The 20,502-nt window shown below is 71.1% G+C and carries 26 protein-coding genes; 18 read left to right on the top strand and 8 right to left on the bottom strand.

All coding sequences use genetic code 11. From position 1 onward, the window contains the following. Nucleotides 1-16 precede the first annotated feature (16 nt). The 4 genes from E1288_RS25575 to E1288_RS50140 form a co-directional block, all read right to left on the bottom strand. Nucleotides 17-742: a phosphoadenylyl-sulfate reductase gene (locus tag E1288_RS25575; RefSeq protein ID WP_132489287.1), complete on the bottom strand. Its 726-nt coding sequence runs from the start codon at nt 740-742 to the stop codon at nt 17-19. Continuing rightward, the gene (locus E1288_RS47160) at nt 739-906 is read right to left on the bottom strand and encodes a hypothetical protein (RefSeq protein WP_165968249.1); all 168 of its coding nucleotides are present in this window, start codon (nt 904-906) and stop codon (nt 739-741) included. The genes E1288_RS25575 and E1288_RS47160 overlap by 4 nt, the downstream gene beginning before the upstream one ends. Continuing rightward, complete coding sequence (locus tag E1288_RS25580; RefSeq protein ID WP_132489289.1) at nt 903-2,600, bottom strand: nitrite/sulfite reductase; 1,698 nt, start codon at nt 2,598-2,600, stop codon at nt 903-905. Before E1288_RS25580 ends, E1288_RS47160 begins: the two co-directional genes overlap by 4 nt. A gap of 118 nt (nt 2,601-2,718) precedes the next feature. Next, entirely contained in the window at nt 2,719-2,811 is a 93-nt protein-coding gene (locus E1288_RS50140; protein WP_328592488.1) for a putative leader peptide, read from the bottom strand. A 66-nt stretch (nt 2,812-2,877) separates the two neighbouring features. Here E1288_RS50140 and hemW point away from each other — a divergent pair, with 66 nt between their 5' ends. After that, nucleotides 2,878-4,107, top strand: a complete 1,230-nt coding sequence (gene hemW, locus E1288_RS25585; protein ID WP_132489291.1) for a radical SAM family heme chaperone HemW — start codon at nt 2,878-2,880, stop codon at nt 4,105-4,107. 158 nt (nt 4,108-4,265) lie between these two features. Here the strand turns inward: hemW and E1288_RS25590 are convergent, their stop codons facing one another. Beyond that, on the bottom strand, nt 4,266-4,568 hold the full coding sequence (locus E1288_RS25590; protein ID WP_132489293.1) for a type II toxin-antitoxin system VapB family antitoxin: 303 nt from the start codon (nt 4,566-4,568) through the stop codon (nt 4,266-4,268). Between the two features lie 280 nt (nt 4,569-4,848). Between E1288_RS25590 and hrcA the strand changes: the two genes are divergently transcribed. The 12 genes from hrcA (at nt 4,849) to E1288_RS25650 (ending at nt 14,812) form a co-directional block, all read left to right on the top strand. Continuing rightward, on the top strand, nt 4,849-5,871 hold the full coding sequence (gene hrcA, locus E1288_RS25595; RefSeq protein WP_132489295.1) for a heat-inducible transcriptional repressor HrcA: 1,023 nt from the start codon (nt 4,849-4,851) through the stop codon (nt 5,869-5,871). A gap of 60 nt (nt 5,872-5,931) precedes the next feature. Beyond that, nucleotides 5,932-7,104, top strand: a complete 1,173-nt coding sequence (dnaJ, locus tag E1288_RS25600) for a molecular chaperone DnaJ (RefSeq protein ID WP_132489297.1) — start codon at nt 5,932-5,934, stop codon at nt 7,102-7,104. 51 nt (nt 7,105-7,155) lie between these two features. Further along, complete coding sequence (locus E1288_RS25605) at nt 7,156-7,899, top strand: 16S rRNA (uracil(1498)-N(3))-methyltransferase (RefSeq protein ID WP_132489299.1); 744 nt, start codon at nt 7,156-7,158, stop codon at nt 7,897-7,899. 377 nt (nt 7,900-8,276) lie between these two features. After that, nucleotides 8,277-8,642 carry a histidine triad nucleotide-binding protein gene (locus E1288_RS25610; protein WP_132489301.1) on the top strand — a complete coding sequence of 122 codons (366 nt, stop codon included), beginning with the start codon at nt 8,277-8,279 and terminating at the stop codon, nt 8,640-8,642. Nucleotides 8,643-8,764: 122 nt separating this feature from the next. Further along, entirely contained in the window at nt 8,765-9,844 is a 1,080-nt protein-coding gene (locus E1288_RS25615) for a PhoH family protein (RefSeq protein ID WP_132489303.1), read from the top strand. After that, nucleotides 9,841-10,407, top strand: coding sequence for an rRNA maturation RNase YbeY (gene ybeY / locus E1288_RS25620; RefSeq protein WP_132489305.1), 567 nt, complete (start codon nt 9,841-9,843; stop codon nt 10,405-10,407). Before E1288_RS25615 ends, ybeY begins: the two co-directional genes overlap by 4 nt. A 17-nt stretch (nt 10,408-10,424) precedes the next feature. After that, a complete protein-coding gene (locus E1288_RS25625) occupies nt 10,425-11,747 on the top strand; it encodes a hemolysin family protein (RefSeq protein WP_235883801.1) in 1,323 nt (440 codons plus the stop codon). Further along, the gene (locus E1288_RS25630; RefSeq protein WP_132489308.1) at nt 11,740-12,105 is read left to right on the top strand and encodes a cytidine deaminase; all 366 of its coding nucleotides are present in this window, start codon (nt 11,740-11,742) and stop codon (nt 12,103-12,105) included. The genes E1288_RS25625 and E1288_RS25630 overlap by 8 nt, the downstream gene beginning before the upstream one ends. Nucleotides 12,106-12,330: 225 nt before the next feature. Then, a complete protein-coding gene (era, locus tag E1288_RS25635; RefSeq protein ID WP_207954552.1) occupies nt 12,331-13,239 on the top strand; it encodes a GTPase Era in 909 nt (302 codons plus the stop codon). A gap of 130 nt (nt 13,240-13,369) precedes the next feature. Then, nucleotides 13,370-13,816 (top strand): CD225/dispanin family protein, encoded by a 447-nt coding sequence (locus E1288_RS25640; RefSeq protein WP_132489310.1) that lies wholly within the window; start codon nt 13,370-13,372, stop codon nt 13,814-13,816. Between the two features lie 70 nt (nt 13,817-13,886). Beyond that, on the top strand, nt 13,887-14,393 hold the full coding sequence (locus E1288_RS25645; RefSeq protein ID WP_132489312.1) for a CD225/dispanin family protein: 507 nt from the start codon (nt 13,887-13,889) through the stop codon (nt 14,391-14,393). A 23-nt stretch (nt 14,394-14,416) separates the two neighbouring features. Next, nucleotides 14,417-14,812 carry a DUF2752 domain-containing protein gene (locus E1288_RS25650; RefSeq protein ID WP_235883799.1) on the top strand — a complete coding sequence of 132 codons (396 nt, stop codon included), beginning with the start codon at nt 14,417-14,419 and terminating at the stop codon, nt 14,810-14,812. Here E1288_RS25650 and E1288_RS25655 read toward each other — a convergent pair. Beyond that, nucleotides 14,809-15,165, bottom strand: a complete 357-nt coding sequence (locus E1288_RS25655) for a DUF4190 domain-containing protein (protein ID WP_132489316.1) — start codon at nt 15,163-15,165, stop codon at nt 14,809-14,811. The two genes, E1288_RS25650 and E1288_RS25655, sit on opposite strands and share 4 nt — an antisense overlap. 80 nt (nt 15,166-15,245) lie before the next feature. On the opposite strand from E1288_RS25655, the gene recO reads away from it, so the two are divergent. From recO to E1288_RS25680, 5 genes are all read left to right on the top strand, one after another. Next, nucleotides 15,246-16,043 carry a DNA repair protein RecO gene (gene recO / locus E1288_RS25660; protein WP_132489318.1) on the top strand — a complete coding sequence of 266 codons (798 nt, stop codon included), beginning with the start codon at nt 15,246-15,248 and terminating at the stop codon, nt 16,041-16,043. 67 nt (nt 16,044-16,110) lie between these two features. Continuing rightward, nucleotides 16,111-16,941: an isoprenyl transferase gene (locus E1288_RS25665; RefSeq protein WP_132489320.1), complete on the top strand. Its 831-nt coding sequence runs from the start codon at nt 16,111-16,113 to the stop codon at nt 16,939-16,941. Further along, nucleotides 16,941-17,369, top strand: coding sequence for a hypothetical protein (locus E1288_RS25670; protein WP_132489322.1), 429 nt, complete (start codon nt 16,941-16,943; stop codon nt 17,367-17,369). Before E1288_RS25665 ends, E1288_RS25670 begins: the two co-directional genes overlap by 1 nt. A 234-nt stretch (nt 17,370-17,603) precedes the next feature. Beyond that, the gene (locus E1288_RS25675) at nt 17,604-18,608 is read left to right on the top strand and encodes a permease (RefSeq protein WP_132489324.1); all 1,005 of its coding nucleotides are present in this window, start codon (nt 17,604-17,606) and stop codon (nt 18,606-18,608) included. Next, the gene (locus E1288_RS25680; protein ID WP_132489326.1) at nt 18,608-19,306 is read left to right on the top strand and encodes a TIGR03943 family putative permease subunit; all 699 of its coding nucleotides are present in this window, start codon (nt 18,608-18,610) and stop codon (nt 19,304-19,306) included. Before E1288_RS25675 ends, E1288_RS25680 begins: the two co-directional genes overlap by 1 nt. A 96-nt stretch (nt 19,307-19,402) precedes the next feature. Here the strand turns inward: E1288_RS25680 and E1288_RS25685 are convergent, their stop codons facing one another. Beyond that, nucleotides 19,403-19,828 (bottom strand): Fur family transcriptional regulator, encoded by a 426-nt coding sequence (locus tag E1288_RS25685; RefSeq protein WP_132489328.1) that lies wholly within the window; start codon nt 19,826-19,828, stop codon nt 19,403-19,405. Next, entirely contained in the window at nt 19,825-20,289 is a 465-nt protein-coding gene (locus E1288_RS25690) for an ArsR/SmtB family transcription factor (RefSeq protein ID WP_132489330.1), read from the bottom strand. The genes E1288_RS25685 and E1288_RS25690 overlap by 4 nt, the downstream gene beginning before the upstream one ends. Nucleotides 20,290-20,502 lie beyond the last annotated feature (213 nt).

Consider the following 20,502-nt stretch of genomic DNA (forward strand, 5'->3'; position numbering starts at 1 on the left):
TCTCCTCCGGAGTTCCTCAGCCGTGCAGTCCGCACTCGGTCTTGCCGCTGCCCGCCCAGCGCCCGCTGCGCGGGTCGGCGCCCGGGGCGGGCTTGGCGGTGCAGGGCTGGCACCCGATCGACGGGTAGCCGGCCGCCACCAGCGGGTTGACCAGCACGCCGTGCTCGTCGATGTAGTGCTGCATGTCGTCGTCGGACCACGCCGCCAGCGGATTGATCTTGACCAGTCCGTTGCGCTCGTCCCAGGTCGCGATCGGCGTGTTCGCCCGCGTCGGGGCCTCCACCCGGCGCACGCCGGTCACCCACGCCTCGTAGCGGGCCAGGGTGTTGCGCAGCGGCACCACCTTGCGCAGGAAGCAGCAGCGGTTCGGGTCCCGCTCGAACAGCCGGGGGCCCTCGGCGGCGTCCTGCTCGGCGACGGTCTGCTCGGCAACGGCGTTGACGATGCTGACGTCGTGGATCTGCGCCACGGCGTCGCGGGTGCCGATGGTCTCGGCGAAGTGGTAGCCGGTCTCCAGGAACAGCACGTCCACGCCCGGCTTGGCCTTGGCCGCCAGGTCGACCAGCACCGCGTCCTGCATGTTCGACGCGACGATCAGGCCGTCGCCGAAGGTGTCGGCGGCCCAGCGCAGCGCTTCCTCCGCACTGGCCTCGGCCAGCCGCGGCGCGGCCTCCTCGACCAGTGCGCGAAGCTCCTCGTCGCTGCGTCGCGCGCCGATTTTCGTGGTGGTGTCGGCAGTCATCGGTCTCCGTTTCCTCCAGCCGGGTCGCCGAGCGACAACCCCACGAGCCGAACGGTGAACACCCGCAGGCACGAGCCGCACTGCCACGCGCCCGCGGGCTCGGCCTCGGGCGTGAGCTCCTCGTCCCCGCAGTACGGGCAGTAGAACGGTGTCGCCCGGCTCACTTGAGGTCGTCCTCCTCGGCCCGCGCCACCCACTGCGCGAAGCGCTCGCCGGTGGCGCGCTGCGCCAGGTAGTTGCGGACGAGGCGTTCCACGTAGTCGCCGAGCTCCGCGGAGGTGACCTTGTGGCCGCGGATCTTCCGGCCGAACCCGGCGTCCTGGCCGAGGCCGCCGCCGAGGTGCACCTGGAAGCCCTCGACCTGGTTGCCGTTGCCGTCCGGCACCATCTGGCCCTTCAGGCCGATGTCGGCGACCTGGGTGCGGGCGCAGGCGTTCGGGCAGCCGTTGAGGTTGATCGTCACCGGGTCGGTCACGTCGCCCTGGATGTCGGCCAGCCGCTGCTCCAGCTCGTCGACCAGCGCGATCGCCCGCTCCTTGGTCTCGACGATGGCCAGCTTGCAGAACTCGATGCCGGTGCAGGCCAGCACGTTCCGCCGCCACGGCGACGGGTCGGCCTGCAGGCCCAGCGCGCCCAGGTCAGCGACCAGACCGTCCACTTCGGACTGCGGCACGTCGAGGACGAGCAGGTTCTGCTCGACGGTGGTGCGGATGCGCCGCGAACCGACCCGTTCGGCGGCCTTGGCGACCTCCACCAGCGTGGAGCCGCTGACCCGGCCCGCCGCGGACTTCACGCCGACGTAGAAGTTGCCGTCCACCTGCGGGTGCACGCCGACGTGGTCGCGGTGCCCGGTCGGCGTCTCCGGCGCGGGGCCGTCGACCAGCTTGCGGCCCAGGTACTCGTCCTCCAGCACCTGCCGGAACTTCTCCGCACCCCAGTCGGCGAGCAGGAACTTCAACCGGGCGCGGTGCCGCAGCCGCCGGTAGCCGTAGTCGCGGAAGATCTGCACCACGGCCTGCCACACCTCGGCGACCTCGCCCAGCGGCACCCAGGCGCCCAGCCGCACCGCCAGCTTCGGGTTCGTGGACAGGCCGCCGCCGACCCACAGGTCGAAACCAGGCCCGTGCTCCGGGTGCACGACGCCGACCAGCGAGATGTCGTTGATCTCCGGCACGGTGTCCCAGCGCGGCGAGCCGCTGATCGCGCTCTTGAACTTCCGCGGCAGGTTCGACAGCGACTTGTCGCCGATGAACCGCTCGGCGATCTCGTCGATCGCCGGGGTGGCGTCGACGATCTCGTCCGCGGCGATGCCCGCCACCGGCGACCCCAGCACGACGCGGGGGCAGTCGCCGCAGGCCTCGGTGGTGGACAGCCCGACGCCCTCCAGCTTCTGCCAGATCGTCGGCATGTCCTCCACCCGCACCCAGTGCAGCTGGATGTTCTGCCGGTCGGTGATGTCGGCGGTGTCGCGCGCGTAGGTCTGCGAGATCTCACCGATGGTGCGCAGCTGCTCGGTGGTCAGCGCGCCGCCGTCGATGCGGACCCGCAGCATGAAGTAGCGGTCGTCGAGCTCCTCGGGCTCGATCGTGCCGGTGCGCGCGCCGGGAATGCCCGGTGCGCGCTGGGTGTACAGCCCCCACCAGCGGAAACGGCCCCGCAGATCGGCCGGGTCGATCGAGTCGAAGCCGCCGTGGGCGTAGATCGTCTCGATGCGCTGCCGGACGTTCAGGGGGTTGTCGTCCTTCTTGGAGCGCTCGTTGGCGTTGAGCGGCTCGCGGTAACCGAGCGCCCACTGGCCCTCGCCGCGCGTCTTGCGCTTGCGGGCGGGGCGAGCAGGGGCTTCCGTCGGGGGGACCATGTCCGACCTCCGGGATTCGGGCGCGGCAGCGCCGCGTGGAATTCCCGTCGTCGGTGACGGTTCTCACTGCTCGGCGCTCCCGGCGCCGACTGGACAAAGCAGAACGCGGCAGCGGGAATCAACCCATGGCGCGGCACAGCGCGCTGGACACGCGCCGCAGGTCCACGTAGCGGCGTGTGACCAGCAAGAGCCTCGGCAAGGTCGCACCCATGGGTGGCAGCGTGCCACGCGCTCACCGGGCGGTCCATCCCCATCCGCATGGTGAGACAGTGGTGGAGTGCCTGCTCAACTGCCTGTCGGCGAACCCGCCCCGGCCGACGGAACGCTCCCGCCCGAGGCCCTGACCGGACTGGGTTCGCGGCCGTTCGGGGTGTACGTGCACGTGCCGTTCTGCGCCACCCGCTGCGGCTACTGCGACTTCAACACCTACACCGCCGACGAACTGGGCTCAGCAGCGGGTTTCGGCAGCTGGCTGGACGGTCTGCGCGCGGAGCTGGAGCTGGGCGCGGGGGTGCTCGCGGCGGGCGGCCAGGCGGTGCCCGCGGCGGAGACGGTGTTCGTCGGCGGCGGCACTCCATCCTTGCTCGGCGCACAGCGGCTGGGCGAGGTGCTGACCGCGATCCGCGAGTCGTTCGGGCTCGCCGATGAGGCGGAAGTCACCACGGAATCCAATCCGGAATCGACGTCGCCGGAGTTCTTCGCCGGAATTCGCGAGGCCGGCTTCAACCGGGTGTCGCTGGGCATGCAGTCCGCCGCCGAGCACGTGCTGCGGGTGCTGGAGCGGCGGCACACGCCGGGCCGCGCGGTCGCGGCGGTCGGCGAGGCGCGCGCGGCCGGCTTCGAGCACGTCAACCTGGACCTGATCTACGGCACGCCGGGGGAGACCGACGACGACCTGCGGGCCTCGCTGGACGCGGTGCTGTCCACCGGGGTCGACCACGTCTCGGCGTACGCGCTGATCGTGGAGGACGGCACCGCGATGGCCCGCAAGGTCCGCCGCGGCGAGCTGCCGATGCCCGACGACGACGTGCTCGCCGACCGCTACGAACTGATCGACGGCGTCCTCGGCGACGCGGGCCTGGGCTGGTACGAGGTGTCGAACTGGGCCCGCGACGACGCGGCGCGCTGCCGCCACAACCTCGGCTACTGGCAGGGCGGCGACTGGTGGGGCGCCGGGCCGGGCGCGCACAGCCACGTCGGCGGCGTCCGCTGGTGGAACGTCAAGCACCCGGCCCGCTACGCGGCGGTGCTGGCGGAGGGCGCTTCGCCGGCGGCGGGGCGGGAGCGCCTCGACGTCGAAGACCAGCGCATCGAGCGGATCATGCTGGAACTCCGCCTGGCCACCGGCCTCCCGGTGGAAGCGCTGGACGAGCAGGGCCGGGTGGCGGCGAAGCAAGCAGCGGCGGACGGCCTCTTGGAGCGCGAAGAGCTGACGGCGGGCCGCTGCGTCCTGACGGACCGAGGCCGCCTCCTCGCCGACGGAGTCGTCCAACGCCTGATCACGTGATCAACCGAGCCGGGAATGATCCCTCCCGACGCGCAGCGAGTTGGGCACCCAATTTTGCCTAAAATTGGGAATCCTCCGCAGCGGCAGCCGGTTTCGGCCTGGTGGTGTCCCAATTTTGCCTAAAATCGGGAGGATTCCGGGGCTGCCGCCCGGGTGGGTCAGCGGAGGGCGTCGAGGTCGAGGACCCGGGCGTGCAGGACAGTGCGCTGGTGGAGGGCCGATCGCAGCGCCCGGTGCAGACCGTCCTCCAGGTAGAGCTCGCAGTGCCAGCGGACCACGTGCGGGAACAGGTCGCCGAAGAACGTCGAGTCCGGGCTCAGCAGCCGGTCCAGGTGCAGCACCTTCGTCGTGGTGACCAGCTCTTCCATCCGCACCGGGCGCGGCGGCACGTTCGCCCAGTCCCGCAGCGACAGCCCGTGGTCGGGGTACGGCTGCCCCTCCCGGACGTCCTTGAAGATCACGGCACCTCCTGGCGAACGGCCGAACCCGGCGCCCACCGAGGTTGGTCCACCTGCGGGTACCCCCGCCGCGGCGGGAGTGCTTCGCCCGGTCCGGCGGATCGAACCGGCGCCCGTCGTCGTGGCCGCAGGCTACCGGCGCGCGCCCGCGGGTCTCGGCTCCGGTGCACGAACACCGTAAACTCGATGGTGGTACCCGGGCGCCGCCCGGGCGCTGAGCATAAGCGCCGAGTGCGTGCGCTGCGGTCTTCGGGCCGCTGCCGAGGTGCGGAGGAGGTGGCGTGTGAACGCGGATGAACGCCGGTTCGACGTGCTGAGGGCGATCGTGGCCGACTACGTGTCGACCAAGGAACCGGTCGGTTCGAAGGCCCTCGTCGACCGCCACAACCTTGGTGTGTCCAGCGCCACGGTCCGCAACGACATGGCCGCGCTCGAGGAGGACGGCTTCATCGTCCAGCCGCACACCAGCGCCGGCCGGGTGCCCACCGACAAGGGCTACCGGCTGTTCGTGGACCGGCTGCACGAGGTCAAGCCGCTGACGGAGGCCGAGCGCCGGGCCATCCACAAGTTCCTCGAAGGCGCGCTGGACCTCGACGACGTGATGCGCCGCAGCGTGCGGCTGCTGGCCCAGCTCACCCAGCAGGTTGCCGTGGTGCAGTACCCCACGCTGACCCGGTCGACCGTCCGGCACGTCGAGGTCGTCACCATCACCCCGGCCCGGCTGATGCTGGTGCTGATCACCAACACCGGGCGCGTCGACCAGCGGATGGTCGACCTCGGCGACGTGATCACCGACGACGACGTGGCCCGGCTGCGCAACGTGCTCAACGCCTCGATGGCCGAGAAGCGGCTCGCCGACGCCTCCGCCGCGGTGGCCGAGCTGCCCGACCAGGCGCCGTCGGAGCTGCGCGACGCGTTGATCCGGGTGTGCAGCGTGCTCATCGAATCGCTGGTCGAGCACCCCGAGGAGCGGATGCTGCTCGGCGGCACGCCCAACCTGACCCGCAACGTCGCCGATTTCCCCAACTCGCTGCGCCAGGTCCTGGAGGCGCTCGAAGAGCAGGTCGTGGTGCTCAAGCTGCTCGCCGCGGCCCGCGACTCGGGCACTGTGCGGGTCAGCATCGGGATGGAGAACGAGGCCAAGGAGATGCAGACGACCTCGGTGATTTCGACCGGATACGGTTCGGATGGCATGGTGCTGGGAGGCCTGGGGGTGGTCGGTCCGACGCGGATGGACTACCCGGGGACCATGGCGGCCGTGCGGGCCGTCGCCGCTTACGTGGGTGAGATCCTGGTCGGTCGGTGACTGTTCACCGACGCCTGACCGGCGAGAACTCGTTGATCGAGCAGAGGAAGTACTGAGAAGGTGGCCAGGGACTACTACGCGACCCTCGGGGTGGCCAGGGACGCGACACCCGAGCAGATCAAGCGGGCGTACCGCAAGCTCGCGCGGGAACTGCACCCGGACGTCAACCCCGATGAGGCCGCGCAGGAGCGGTTCCGGGAGGTGACGACCGCCTACGAGGTGCTTTCCGACCCCAAGAAGCGGCAGGTGGTCGACCTCGGCGGGGATCCGCTGGGCAACGGCGGCGGTGCCGGCGGCGGCATGGGAGACCCCTTCGCCGGGTTCGGCGGGCTGGGCGACATCATGGACGCCTTCTTCGGCGGCGGTGCCGGTGGCGGCGGCCGCGGACCGCGCAGCAGGGTCCAGCCCGGCTCGGACGCGCTGCTGCGGCTGGAGCTGACGCTGGAGGAGTGCGCCAGCGGCGTGAACCGCGACATCACCGTGGACACGGCGGTGCTCTGCGACTCCTGCGACGGCGGCGGCTCGCGCGCCGGCAGCGCCCCGTCGACCTGCGACACCTGCGGTGGCCGCGGCGAGGTGCAGTCCGTGCAGCGGTCGTTCCTGGGACAGGTCATGACGTCCCGGCCGTGCCCGGTGTGCCGCGGGTTCGGAGAGGTCATCACCGACCCGTGCCAGCAGTGCGGCGGCGACGGCCGGGTCCGCGCGCGGCGCACCATCACCGTCAAGATCCCGGCCGGGGTCGGCGACGGGATGCGGGTGCGGCTGGCCGGCGAGGGCGAGGTCGGGCCCGGCGGCGGGCCGGCCGGTGACCTGTTCGTCGAGGTCGAGGAGCTGCCGCACGAGCGGTTCACCCGCGACGGCGCGGACCTGCACTGCACCGTCGAGCTGCCGATGACGGCGGCCGCGCTGGGCACCGTGCTCACCCTGGAGACGCTCGACGGCGGCCAGGAGGAGCTCACGATCGAGCCGGGCACGCAGCCCGGCACCGAGCACGTGCTCGCCGGCCGGGGACTGCCCAAGCTGCGGTCCAACGGCAAGGTCAGCGGGCACGGCGACCTGCACGTGCACCTCGACGTCGTGGTGCCGACGCGGCTCGACGACGCGCAGTCCGACCTGCTGCGCCAGCTCGCCACGCTGCGCGGCGAGGAGCAGCCGGAGCCGACGGTGACCGCCAACGGCAACGGCAGCCGGCACGGGCTGTTCTCCCGCTTCCGCTCGTTCGGCCATCGCTGACCGAGTGGTTTCGCACACGGTTCGCCGCGAAGACGAGAGCTGAGGCCGGAAGTGTCGGAATCCTCGCTGCCGGTGTTCTCGGTCGACCGGCTGCCCGCCGTCGGCGCGACCACGCTGGACGGCCCGGAGGGCAAGCACGCGGCCACCGTGCGCCGCCTGCGGGTTGGTGAGCAGCTGCTGCTCTCGGACGGGCAGGGCGGCATGGCGCGCTGCGAAGTGCTGGCCGCGGCGAAGGACTCGCTGCAGCTCGCGGTGTCCGAGACCTGGCAGGTTCCGCAGCCGGGTCTGCGGGTCCGGCTGGCGCAGGCGCTGGTCAAGGGCGACCGCGGGGAACTCGCGGTGGAGCTGGCCACAGAGGCGGGCGTGGACGCGGTGGTGCCGTGGCGCGCCGCCCGGTGCGTGGCGAAGTGGGATGACGGCCCGCGCGGCGCGAAGGCGCTGGCGCGGTGGCGCAGCACGGCCGCGCAGGCGGCGAAGCAGGCGCGGCGGGCGTGGACGCCGCCGGTCGACGAGCCGGTGAGCACCAAGCAGCTCGCGGAGCTGGTGCGCGGGGCCGACGCGGCGCTGGTGCTGCACGAGTCGGCGACCGCGCCGCTGGCGTCCATCGAGCTGCCCGAGGCCGGCGAACTCGTCCTGATCGTCGGCCCGGAAGGCGGCGTGACCGGCGACGAGCTCGCGGCGCTGGCCGACGCCGGCGCGCACGTCGTCCGCCTCGGCCCGACGGTCCTGCGCGCCTCCACGGCCGCGGCGGTCGCCCTCGGCGCCCTCGGCGCCCGCACCGACCGCTGGGCCTGATTGCGCGGGGCGCAATTTCGCGAGAATTCCACACTCACTCGGGTGAAGATCAATTTTCCCGCGAAATTGCCATCCCGCGCGATCGGCAGTCACGTACCGCTAAGAAGATCAAAAACTTTTGGCTATCCGTAGCGCGAACGGCTGACGCAGCGATACGCTTCGTGTGCGAAAGATCGCGGTGTGGTTTGCCGCGACCGGTGCCGCACGGGGCATCGGACCCCAGCACTCGCCGGACACCTCCCCCCTCGGTCCGGCGAGAGCTGCGCCGCAAACGGGACAACCCCCAGACCCGGTTGCGGCGCAGCGTGCCGGGATGTGACCGGAACCGGCCCCGCGATGATCGAACCGCGCCGCGCCGCTCGGCTAATCTTCCGGGCATGAGTGACTTGGACTCCCTTTTTCTGCGGATCATCGCGCGCGAAATCCCGGCGGACGTCGTTCGCGAGAACGACCACGTCATCGCGATCCGCGACATCAACCCGCAGGCCGCCACGCACGTGCTCGTCGTGCCGAAGAAGCGCTACCGCAACGCCGCCGAGCTCGCCGTCGCCGACCCGGAGCTGCTGGCCGAGCTGATCACCGTCGCCCGCGACATCGCCGAGCAGGAGGGCATCGCGGAGTCCGGGTACCGGCTGCTGTTCAACACCAACGCCGACGCGGGCCAGACGATCTTCCACGTGCACCTGCACCTCCTCGGCGGCGAACCGCTCGGCGGGCTCACCGGCGGGCCGCTCAGGGGCTGATCCCCGCCGCGTCGAGGTGGCGGTGACGGCGGCAATCTGATTGCCGGGTGGACTACCATCGACGCCAGGGAGAACTGACCGAACGACCCGCGCGAACGCGCAGAAAGCAGGCCCGAAAACACGTGGCCGGTATTGCAGCGGGTGGAGCCGCCGCCCAGTCCGGAGAGCACCCCCAGACCGACGCCCAAGAGGCGACAGCGCAGTCGAAGGTGACCGTTCCCGACAACGTCGTTCTGACGCTGGTCGGATCCAGGGACGAGAACCTTCGGGTCGTGGAGGACCTGCTCACCGCCGATGTCCATGTCCGGGGCAACGAGGTGACGCTGTCCGGAGACCCCGCGGAGGTCGCGTTCGCCGAACGGGTGTTCGCCGAGCTGATCGCGCTGATCGCCAAGGGCAGCCAACTCACGCCGGACATCGTCCGCCGCAGCGTCGCGATGCTCTCGGCCGACCACGGCGAGTCGCCCGCCGACGTGCTCAGCCTGGACATCGTGTCCCGGCGCGGCCGGACGATCCGCCCCAAGACGCTCAACCAGAAGCGCTACGTCGACGCCATCGACCACCACACCGTGGTGTTCGGCATCGGCCCCGCCGGTACCGGCAAGACGTACCTGGCGATGGCCAAGGCCGTGCAGGCGCTGCAGGCGAAGCAGGTCAACCGGATCATCCTCACCCGCCCCGCCGTCGAGGCCGGCGAGCGGCTCGGGTTCCTGCCGGGCACCCTCTACGAGAAGATCGACCCGTACCTGCGGCCGCTGTACGACGCGCTGCACGACATGGTCGACCCGGAGTCGGTGCCGCGGCTGACGCAGGCAGGCACGATCGAGATCGCGCCGCTGGCCTACATGCGCGGCCGCACCCTCAACGACGCGTTCATCATCTTGGACGAGGCGCAGAACACCACGCCCGAGCAGATGAAGATGTTCCTGACCCGGCTGGGCTTCGGCTCCAAGATCGTGGTCACCGGGGACGTCACGCAGATCGACCTGCCCGGCGGCCAGCGCAGCGGGCTGAAGATCGTGCAGAACATCCTGGGCGACGTCGACGACGTGCACTTCGCGCTGCTGGACAGCCACGACGTGGTGCGGCACCGACTGGTCACCGACATCGTCAACGCGTACGACCGCTGGCACGCCCTGGAAGACGCCGACGACCACGCCCGGTCGGGCCGGCGCAACGGGCAACGACGAGGACGAGCATGAGCATCGAGATCGCCAACGAATCCGGCGTCGCAGTGCCCGAGGCGACCATCGTCTCGGTCGCCCGGTTCGCCCTCGACAAGATGAGCGTCAGCCAGCTCGCCGAGCTGTCCATCGTGCTGGTGGAGCTCGACGTGATGGCCGACCTGCACGAGCGGTGGATGGACCTGCCCGGCCCCACCGACGTGATGTCGTTCCCGATGGACGAGTACGACTCGGCCCGCCGCCCGGACTCCGCGGGCTCCGGCCCGGCGCTGCTGGGCGACATCGTGCTCTGCCCGGCGTTCGCCAAGGACCAGGCCCGCAAGGCCGGGCACAGCCTGCTGGACGAGCTGCACCTGCTCACCGTGCACGGGGTGCTGCACCTGCTCGGCTACGACCACGCCGAGCCGGAGGAGGAGCGGGAGATGTTCGGCCTGCAGAACCGCATCCTCGCCGAGTACCGCGAGGCCCGCGACGAGGCCGAGCGGGCTGAGGCGCAGCGCAGCGCGGACGCCCGGGTGCTGGGCGCCGTCGGGCTGGACGAGCCGGAGTCGCCGCAGGGCGGCCCGGCCAACGCCAACTAGGGGAGCCGGCGGTGGACTTGACCGGTTCCACTGCGTTCTTGATCAGCGCGGTGCTGCTGGTGCTGGCGGCCGGGGTCTTCGCGGCCTCCGAATCCGCCATCACCGTGGCCTCCCGGGCCCGCGTCGACGAACTCGTCCGCGAGGGCCGCGGCGGCGCCAAGCAGCTCGCGCAGCTGCTCGCCGACCGGCCCCGGCACGTCAACCTGCTGCTGTTGCTGCGGCTGGCGTGCGAGATGGGCGCGACGGTGCTGGTCACCGTGGTGGCCCTGCGGCTGGCCGACTCCGAGGCGTGGGCGGTCGTGATCACCGGGCTGATCATGCTGGTGGCGTCCTACGTGCTGGTCGGCGTCGGCCCGCGCACCCTCGGCAGGCAGCACCCGTACGGCATCGGGATCAAGGTGGCCGCGCCGGTGCGGGTGCTGGCCAGGTTGCTCAACCCGCTGACCAGGCTGCTGATCCTGATCGGCAACATGATCACCCCCGGCAAGGGCTTCCGCGAGGGCCCGTTCTCCACCGAAGTGGAGCTGCGCGAGCTGGTCGACCTCGCCGGCGAACGCGGCGTGGTGGCCGCGGGTGAGCGGGAGATGATCCACTCGGTCTTCGAGCTCGGCGACACCCTCGCCCGCGAGGTGATGGTGCCGCGCACCGAGATCATCTGGATCGAGCAGACCAAGTCCGCCCGGCAGGCGGTGGCGCTGTGCCTGCGCTCCGGCTTCTCCCGCGTCCCGGTGATCGGCGAGAGCATCGACGACATCGTCGGCGTGGTGACCCTCAAGGACCTGACCAGCGCCGTGCTGGCCGGCCGCGACCCGACCGGGCCGACGGTGGCGGAGCTGATGCGCCCGGCCAGCTTCGTGCCGGACACCAAGCGGCTCGACGAGTTGCTCGGCGAGATGCAGATCTCCCGCAGCCACCTGGCCATCGCCGTCGACGAGTACGGCGGCACCGCGGGCCTGCTGACCATCGAGGACATCATCGAGGAGATCGTCGGCGAGATCACCGACGAGTCGGACCTGGAGGAGCACCGCCCGATTGAACGGCTCGACGACGGCACCGTCCGGGTCAGCTCGCGGCTGCCGGTCGAGGACCTCGGCGAGCTGTTCGGCGTGGAGCTCGACGACTCCGACGTGGAGACCGTCGGCGGGCTGCTGGCGCAGCGGCTCGGTCGCGTGCCGCTGCCCGGCGCGGAGACCGAGATCGCCGGCCTGCGGCTGCGCGCCGAGGGCGGCAAGGACCACCGCGGGCGGATTCGCATCAATGCGCTGCTCGTCCGCCCGGTGAACGCAGATCAAGCACCGCTGCGCGGTGCCGACCAGGAGGGAAGCAACGCCCGTGGCTGAGCACGTCGAAGCGGCGGCCCCGCAGGAGATCGACCCGGAGGACGCCAAGATCGTCACGCTCGCGCGGTCGTCCCGAGCCCGCACCGGAGCGGCCGAGGGCGCGGCGGTGCGCGACACCGACGGCCGCACCTATGCGGCGTGCACGGTCGCCCTCCCGTCCCTGCGGCTGACCGCCCTGCAGGCGGCGGTGGCGGCAGCCGTCGCCAGCGGCGCGGAGGGCCTCGAAGCGGCCGCGGTCGTCACCGACGCCGACGCGGTCGACGCCGACTCGGTCGCGGCGGTCCACGACCTCACCCGCACTGCGCAGATCCTCCGCGCGGACGCCACCGGCGCCGTCACCGGCGTTCTCCAGGCGTAACCCGGCCCCCGGTGATCGGGGCGGGCGCAAATTCAATGGAAGTAGCGGATCTCCGGCGTGTCGGCCCCGACACGCCGGAGGCTGTGGACAACTTCCGCAATTTCAATGGAAATCGGACCTTCGATTTCCATTGAATTTGCGTCACCCCGGGGCCTGCCGGGCCTCGGGCGCCCGGGTCGGACGCCCTCTGTGCTGCGGCCGGGGCGGGCCGGTCACAATGGTGCGGTGACCAGCTCCGCAGATGTGCACCGCTCCGGATTCGCCTGCTTCGTCGGCCGGCCCAACGCCGGGAAGTCGACGCTGACGAACAGTCTGGTCGGCTCGAAGGTGGCGATCACCTCCAGCAAACCGCAGACCACCCGGCACGCCATCCGCGGCATCGTGCACCGGCCCGACGCACAGCTGATCATCGTCGACACCCCCGGCCTGCACCGGCCGCGCACCCTGCTCGGGAGGCGGCTCAACGACCTGGTCTACGAGACGTGGTCCGAAGTGGACGTGGTCGGGTTCTGCGTGCCCGCCGACCAAAAGGTCGGCCCGGGTGACCGGTTCATCGCCGAGCAGCTGAAGAAGGTGGCCCGCCGCACCCCGGTGCTGGGCATCGTCACCAAGACCGACCTGGTCAGCAAGGAGCAGGTCGCGCAGCAGCTGCTGGACCTGCAGCAGGTGATGGACTTCGCCGACCTGGTGCCGGTGTCCGCGCTGGATTCCTTCCAGGTCGACGTGCTGGCCGATCTGCTGGTCGCGCAGATGCCCGAGGGCCCGCAGCTGTACCCGGACGGCGAGCTCACCGATGAACCGGAGACGACGCTCATCGCGGAGCTGATCCGGGAGGCGGCGCTGGAGGGCGTGCGCGACGAGCTGCCGCACTCGCTGGCCGTCACCATCGAGGAGATGATCCCCCGCGAGGGCCGCAAGGACCTGATCGACGTGCACGCGGTGCTCTACGTCGAGCGCTCCAGCCAGAAGTCGATCGTCATCGGCCGCGGCGGGGAGCGCTTGCGCGCCGTCGGCACCCAGGCGCGCAAGCACATCCAGGCGCTGCTGGGCTCCAAGATCTACCTGGATCTGCACGTCAAGGTCGCCAAGGACTGGCAGCGCGACCCGAAGCAGCTGCGCAAGCTGGGGTTCTGATCACAACTTCGGCGCGGAATGCGTGGAACCTGCCATGACCTGAGCGCGTCTCAGGTACGTTGCTGGCCGGACTCTTTGCGTACGGGCAAGGACACCTGGCTTTTTTTGTTCGACGATTAAAGGATCAATCGTGACTAATCCCTATGGCGGCCCGCCTTCGGGGCCCAACCCGCAGCAGCCGTACGGTCAGCAGCCGGGCGGATACGGTCCGCCGTCGGGGCCGATGCCCCAGCAGCCGTACGGCCAGCCCGACCCCTACGGGCAGCAGAACCCGTACGGCCAGCCGAACCCCTACGGGCAGCAGCCCGGCGGCGCCCCGCCGAACAACAACATCGGCTGGGGCATCGGTTCGATCTTCCTGTGCTGGCCGTTCGCGATCCCGTCGCTGATCAAGGCCACCTCGGTGCAGAACCTGTGGGCCCAGGGCCAGTACCAGCAGGCCCAGGCCGCGGCGGATGACGCCAAGAAGTGGGGCAAGATCGGCATCATCGCCGGCGCCGCGTGGTGGGTCCTGATCATCCTGATCTACGTGATCTTCTTCGTGATCATCGCCGCCTCGGTGAGCTCCTACAACTGATCGAGTCGTGTCGTTGCGGCCGGCGCGCGCGCCGGCCGCAACGACACGCGTCAACTTCTCCGGGGGAACCATGACGGAACCGTCCGATCCGACCGGTGTTCCGCAGCAGCCGGCCGAGCAGCCGGCGGTTCAGCAGCCTGCTGACCAGTCGGTCCAGCAGCCGATTGCGCAGCAGCCCGTCGACCCGCAGGTTCAGCAGCAGTTCGACCAGCAGGTTCAGCAGCCGGCGGTTCAGCAGCCGGTCCACCACCCGGTGCCGATGGCGCCGAACCCCTACGCGGCGCAGTTCGGCGTCGCCCCCGTGCCGGTGAACAACAACCTGGGCTGGGCCATCGCCGGAATCCTGGTGTGCTGGCCCTTCGGGATCCCAGCGCTGATCAAGGCGCTGCAGGTCAACTCGCTCTGGTACCAGGGCCTGCCCGACCACGCGCAGCTCTCGGCCAACGAGGCCAAGAAGTGGGGCAAGGTCGCCGTCATCGTCGGCGCCAGCCTGCTGGGCCTCTACATCTTGGCGTTCGTGGTCTACTTCGTGATCATGATCGCGCTGTTCGGCTTCGCCGCCACGCAAGTGGACTGATGGTCGCCGCGCGCCTTCGAACGATGGCTCTCCCGGCCGCGACCGCGCTGATCGGCTGCGCGGCGGCCGGGATCGTGCTCGCCGCCGACCCCACCTCCGACGCCGGATTTCCGCTGCCGCCCTGCCCGGTCAAGTGGCTGACCGGGCTCGACTGCCCCGGCTGCGGCGCGACGCGGATGTTCTACAGCCTGCTGCACGGTGACGTGCTGGCGGCGCTGCACTTCAACGCGGCGGCGGTCGCGTTCATCCCGTTCTTCCTGTGGACCTGGGGCGCCTGGGTGCTGGGCCGCTGGCGCGGCCGGCGGATCCCGACCTGGGAGCAGTGGCGCTGGTCCCCGCTGGTGGCGCTGGTCCTGATCGCCGTCTGGTCGGTGATCAGGAACCTGCCGTTCCCGCCCTTCGACGCGCTCTACGTCTAGTCGTTGAACGAGCTCTCGAGGCCGCTGCCGAGGACACCGGTGGCGGCCAGGATCATGAACGTGATGAACAGCAACCAGAGGCCCGGCACGACCCACCCGACGATGATGCCCGTCAGCGCCATGCTGCGGTTGGTGAAGGCCTTCGGGTTCCGGTTGATCTCGCGCAGCGAGACGTGGCCCAGGATCGCGCCGACCGGTCCGATGAGGATGGCGCCGTAGCAGGTGAAGATCGCGGCCAGCGAGACGCACATCGAGGCGATCGCCATGCCGTTGTTCCGCGGCATCATCGGATAACCAGGCCCGTACGGCATCGGCGCCTGCGGGTAGGGGTTCTGGTCGTACGGGTAGGTCATGACGTCCTTTCGGCGCGGAATGCCCGGTGATTCTTCCGCGTGGCTTCGATGCCGTCGCCCACGGGTGTGATGATGGGTGGGTGAGCCTCTACCGCGATACCGCAGTCGTCCTGCGGGTGCAGAAGCTGGGCGAGGCAGACCGGATCATAACCTTGCTGACCCGGCGCTACGGCAAAGTTCGGGCGGTTGCCAAGGGAGTGCGCCGCACGACGTCGCGGTTCGGCGCCCGGGTCGAGCCGTTCTGCCACGTCGACGTGCAGCTCTACACCGGACGCACGCTCGACGTGATCACCCAGGTGCAGACCGTGGACGCCTTCGGCGCGCACATCATCGACGACTACCAGCGCTACACCGCGGCCTGCGCGGTGCTGGAGACCGTCGACCGGCTGGCCGCGGAGGAGGGCGAGCCGGTGCTGCGCCTCTACCTGCTGGCCATCGGCGCGCTGCGCGCGCTGGCGGGGCGGGAGCGCGACTCCTCGCAGGTGCTGGACGCCTTCCTGCTCCGCGCGATGTCCTTCGCGGGATGGGCGCCGGCGCTCACCGAGTGCGCGCGCTGCGGCGAGGCGGGCCCGCATGCCGCCTTCAACGTGCAGGCGGGCGGCGCGGTGTGCGTCCAGTGCAGGCCTGCCGGTTCGGTGCGGCCATCGGTGCACACGTTGCCGTTGATGGAGTCGCTGCTGCACGGCGACTGGTCTTCCGCCGAGGCGGCCGCGAATCCGGTCCGCCGGGAGGCCAGCGGCCTCATCGCGGCGCACCTGCAGTGGCACATGGAACGGCAGTTGCGGTCGTTGCCGCTGGTGGAGCGGACCGTGCCGGAGCTGATCCGGGAGCGGGCCGCCGATGCCGCGCTGGTCGCCGCCGCCGAGGACGGGCGCTGAGCCCCTGATCGACCCGGGCGAGGACAATGAAATCCTCACGCCCAGCAGTCCTAAGGAGAATCCAGTTATGTTGCGACGCCGTGGGCGGGGCAAGGACGACCCGACCGTGCGGACGCCGGAACCGCACGCCTCCGGCGAGAAGCCGCCGGCGCTGCCACCGGAGTTCGTGCCCAAGCACGTCGCCATCGTGATGGACGGCAACGGCCGCTGGGCCAACGAGCGCGGCCTGCCGCGCATCGAGGGGCACAAGCGCGGCGAGGCGGTCGTGCTGGAGCTGGCCCGCGGCGCGATCGAGCTCGGCGTCAAGTGGCTGTCGCTGTACGCCTTCTCCACCGAGAACTGGAAGCGCAGCCCCGACGAGGTCCGTTTCCTGATGGGGTTCAACCGCGACGTGATCCGGCGCCGCGTCGACGAGCTCGACGGGATGGGCGTGCGGGTGCGCTGGGCGGGGCGGAAGCCGCGGCTGTGGCGCAGCGTGGTGAACGAGCTGCAATCCGCGGAGGTCCGCACGCAGAACAACGAGGTCATGAACCTGACCATGTGCGTCAACTACGGCGGCCGGGCCGAGATCGGCGACGCCGCGCGCGAGATCGCGCGGCTGGTGGCGGCCGGGAAGATCAACCCGGACCGGGTGGACGAGCGCACCATCGCCCGCTACCTGTACCAGCCGGACATGCCGGACGTGGACCTGTTCATCCGGCCTTCCGGCGAGCAGCGGACCTCGAACTTCATGCTCTGGCAGTCCGCCTACGCGGAACTCGTCTTCCAGGACACCCTGTTCCCCGACGTGGATCGCCGGCACCTGTGGCGCGCGTGCGAGCAGTACGCGCGCCGGGACCGGCGGTTCGGCGGGGCCATCGATCGGGCGGCGGCCGAAACCGCCCAGGAGGGCAATTGATGACCCAGGAGGCCGCAGCCACCGCGCGGTTGCTGACCGCGGCGAAGGAAGCGTTGGAGAACTACCACGATGTGCACGTCGACGACGACGGCGCACTCACGTTCCGGCACGCCGATGTCCCGTGCGCGGTGCAGGCGATGCAGCTCGCGGACGGGCTGACGGTGCTGAGCCTGACCTGCGTGGTCGCCTGGGACCTGCCGCCGACCGACGAGCTCGCGCAGTCGGTCGCCGAGCGCGCGGGGCAGGGCCTGTTCGGCACGCTCGGGGTGGTCCGCACCGAGCGCGGCATGGACGTGACCTTGCGCTACGCGTTCCCGGCGGAGGGGATGGCGGCGGCGCCGCTGGGCACCCTGCTGATGCTGGTGGTGGCGACGGCGTCCCAGCTGCGCACCGAACTCCTCGCCGAGCCCGAGGGCACCACCAACTAGCTACGCCCGACCGGGGGTTGGACCGCAATTTCAATGGAAATCGGACCTTCGATTTCCATTGAAATTGCGGTCCGTCACGGGACCGGGGGATGCGTCGGTGTGTCGGTCTGGACTTGCGGCCCGGTGGCCGGTGCCCTGCTTGAGCAGGGATGACGGGTTCGGGGCGAGTGGGCGTGGGCGTGGATTCACCCCCTAGTGCGAACGATTATCAGTTCGAACTGGCACGATGACCCGGTGACCGAGATCGCCGACCCGCCGCGCGCGCGGCGCCCCGTCATCACCTCGTTGGAGGTGCTCTGCGGCCTGCTGGTCGTGGCAGCGGTGTTCCAGGGGCAGCTGAGCGCGCTGCTGGACGTCCCCGCGCTGCGCACCGGCTCGACGGTGTTCGTCGCCGTCTGCGTCCAGGCCATGCCGTTCCTGGTGCTCGGCGTGCTGGTCAGCGGTCTCATCGCGGCGTTCGTCCCGCCGGGAGCGCTGCGCCGCTGGCTGCCCGCCAGCCCCGCCGCCGCGGTGCCGGTAGCCGGTGTCGCCGGGATTGCGCTGCCCGGCTGCGAGTGCGCCTCGGTGCCGGTGGCGCGGCGGCTGATGCAGCAGGGCGTCGCGCCGGCCGCGGCGCTCGCGTTCCTGCTGGCCGCGCCGGCGGTGAACCCGATCGTCCTGGTGTCCACCGTGGTCGCGTTCCCGGACGAGCCGCTGATGGTGCTGGCCAGGTTCCTCGGTTCGCTGCTGACGGCGTGCGTGATGGGCTGGCTCTGGGCCCGGCTGGGCAAGGCGGAATGGCTCGCCGAGCGTGCGCTGCACCGGGTCGAGGCGCACCGCGGTTCCGGCAGCCGGTGGGTGGTCTTCGCCGAGTCGGCCCGGCACGACCTGGTCGAGGCGGGCGGATTCCTGGTGCTCGGCGGCCTGACGTCGGCGGTGTTCAACGTCGTCGTGCCCGCGTCCTGGCTGGAGTCGCTCGGCGGCCAGCTGGTGCTGGGCGTGCTGGTGATGGCGGTGCTCGCGGTGGTCCTCGCGCTGTGCAGCGAGGCCGACGCCTTCGTGGTCGCGTCGATGCCCGGCCTGCCGCTGATCCCGAAGCTGGTGTTCCTCGTCGTCGGCCCGGCCGTCGACCTCAAGCTGATCGCGCTGCAGTCCGGCGCCTTCGGCCGCCGTTTCGCCGCCCGGTTCGCGCCCGCCACGTTCGTGGTGGCGATCGGCTGCGCGGTCGGTGTCGGCGCCCTGCTGCTGGGAGGTTCGTGATGCGCCGGGAAACCCAGAACCTGCTGTTGCTGCTGCTGGGCGGCGCGCTGCTCAAGATAGCGCTGGGCGGCAGCTACCTCCGCTACGTCAAGCCCGCGCTGTTCCCGTGGCTGGTGGTCGCCGGGGCGGTCATGATCGGGCTGTCGATCTTCGCGATCGTCCGCGACATCCGGGCCGGCGGGGCCGGGCAGCACGAGCACAATTCGCGCAGCCCGTGGATGCTCCTGCTGCCGGTGTTCGCGATCTTCCTGATCGCGCCGCCGGCCCTCGGCTCGGACTCCGTGACCCGTGACCGGATGGCGGCGCCGGCGGCCCCGAGGGAATCCCTGTTCCCGGACCTGCCGCCCGAGCAGGCGCCGCTGCTGGGCGTGTCGGAGTTCGTCACCCGCGCCATCTGGGACGGAAGCGGCGCCCTCAACGGCCGGGCGGTGCGCCTGCAGGGCTTCGTCGTGCACCTGACGCCGGGGACGACGCAGCTCGCCAGGATGCGGATCAGCTGCTGCGCGGCGGACGCGGCGCCGGTGAAGGTCGAGCTCGCGGCCCCGCCGCAGGCGGCGGAGCTCCCGGCGGACACGTGGATCGAGGTGACCGGCAGGTTGCGGCCGGGCTCGGCCACCGAAGCCAACGACTACGTCCCGACGCTGGACACGATCCTGATCCGCCCGATCCCGGCCCCGCAGGACACCTACGAGTACTGACCGGATCACACGACCTGGTCACGTCCGCTGGCCGGGCGGCGCCTCCGAGGTTCCGCCACCCGCACCGTTACGCAAACCGAGCCTGGAAAATGGTTTTCAGAGGCCGCGGGCGGTGCAGTCGGGGCAGGTGCCGATGATCTCGACCGTGTGGCTGACGTCGGAGAAGCCGTGCTCCTGGCCGATCCGCTCGGCCCAGTTCTCCACCGGCGGGTCGGCCACCTCCACGGTCCGCCCGCAGTGCCGGCACACCAGGTGATGGTGGTGGTGGCTGGAGCAACGCCGGTAGACCGCCTCGCCGGACGGCGTGCGCAGCACGTCGACCTCGCCCGCGTCGGCCAGGGTTTGCAGCGTGCGGTAGACCGTGGTCAGGCCGATGCCCTCGCCCTGCCGCCGCAGCTCCTCGTGCAGTTCCTGGGCGGAGCGGAAGTCGTCGACCTGGTCCAGCAGGTTCGAAACCGCCGCTCGCTGCTTGGTGGCCCGCAGTCCCGGTACGCCGACCGTGGGACCCTCGCCGGTGGTCACGCTGTCTCCGTCTCCTGTCGGGAGTTGGGTGCGATGGAACGTGGTGCCGAACCGCGCGACCGCACGCCGGAGATCTCCTCCGCGTGCGCGGCGGCGTCCACCACGATGTGCGCCAGGTGTTCGTCCACGAGGCGGTAGACGACCTCGCGGCCGTGCCGCTCGCCGTGCACGACCCCGGCGGACTTCAGCACCCGGAGGTGCTGGCTGATCAGCGGCTGGGCGACGCCGAGCGCGTCGACCAGCTCGTGCACGCAGCGTTCCGACTCCCGCAGCTGCAGGACGATCGCGATGCGCACCGGGGCGGCCAGCGCCCGCAACAGCTCGCCGGCCTCGACCAGGATCCGCTGGTCCCGCATCGGGACCGGGTGCGCGTCCCGCTCCGGGGAGTGCACGTGGTCGTCGAGGCCGTCCAAGCCCGCGGTCGACCGGGTCGGCTCGGATTGCGGGCTGACGGCGGGCATCGCTTCCTTTCCGGCGAGGCCTCCACACGGCGTCGCCTGCCTGCGGTGGCGTCGGTCGGGCAGGCCACTCGAACGGTGGCCTGCGCGCGGGGACGCTTCGCGCCCTCCATCCTACGGGTATGCCCGGCCTGACCTGTCACATCAATACCGCGCGCCCCGCCGGCGCCACCGCGTCGCCCGGGTGGCCAGCCCGGGCGAACGTCACCCGGTCCG

The organism is Saccharopolyspora elongata, assembly GCF_004348985.1.
GTDB classification, from domain to species: domain Bacteria; phylum Actinomycetota; class Actinomycetes; order Mycobacteriales; family Pseudonocardiaceae; genus Saccharopolyspora; species Saccharopolyspora elongata.

Excerpts from the sequence above, each read along its gene's own strand:
- E1288_RS25575 (WP_132489287.1), bottom strand. The coding sequence starts at position 742 with ATGACTGCCGACACCACCACGAAAATCGGCGCGCGACGCAGCGACGAG.
- E1288_RS25580 (WP_132489289.1), bottom strand. The coding sequence starts at position 2,600 with ATGGTCCCCCCGACGGAAGCCCCTGCTCGCCCCGCCCGCAAGCGCAAG.
- E1288_RS50140 (WP_328592488.1), bottom strand. The coding sequence starts at position 2,811 with ATGGGTGCGACCTTGCCGAGGCTCTTGCTGGTCACACGCCGCTACGTG.
- E1288_RS25610 (WP_132489301.1), top strand. The coding sequence starts at position 8,277 with ATGAGTGACTTGGACTCCCTTTTTCTGCGGATCATCGCGCGCGAAATC.
- ybeY (WP_132489305.1), top strand. The coding sequence starts at position 9,841 with ATGAGCATCGAGATCGCCAACGAATCCGGCGTCGCAGTGCCCGAGGCG.
- E1288_RS25645 (WP_132489312.1), top strand. The coding sequence starts at position 13,887 with ATGACGGAACCGTCCGATCCGACCGGTGTTCCGCAGCAGCCGGCCGAG.
- E1288_RS25650 (WP_235883799.1), top strand. The coding sequence starts at position 14,417 with ATGGCTCTCCCGGCCGCGACCGCGCTGATCGGCTGCGCGGCGGCCGGG.
- E1288_RS25655 (WP_132489316.1), bottom strand. The coding sequence starts at position 15,165 with ATGACCTACCCGTACGACCAGAACCCCTACCCGCAGGCGCCGATGCCG.
- E1288_RS25665 (WP_132489320.1), top strand. The coding sequence starts at position 16,111 with ATGTTGCGACGCCGTGGGCGGGGCAAGGACGACCCGACCGTGCGGACG.
- E1288_RS25670 (WP_132489322.1), top strand. The coding sequence starts at position 16,941 with ATGACCCAGGAGGCCGCAGCCACCGCGCGGTTGCTGACCGCGGCGAAG.
- E1288_RS25680 (WP_132489326.1), top strand. The coding sequence starts at position 18,608 with ATGCGCCGGGAAACCCAGAACCTGCTGTTGCTGCTGCTGGGCGGCGCG.
- E1288_RS25690 (WP_132489330.1), bottom strand. The coding sequence starts at position 20,289 with ATGCCCGCCGTCAGCCCGCAATCCGAGCCGACCCGGTCGACCGCGGGC.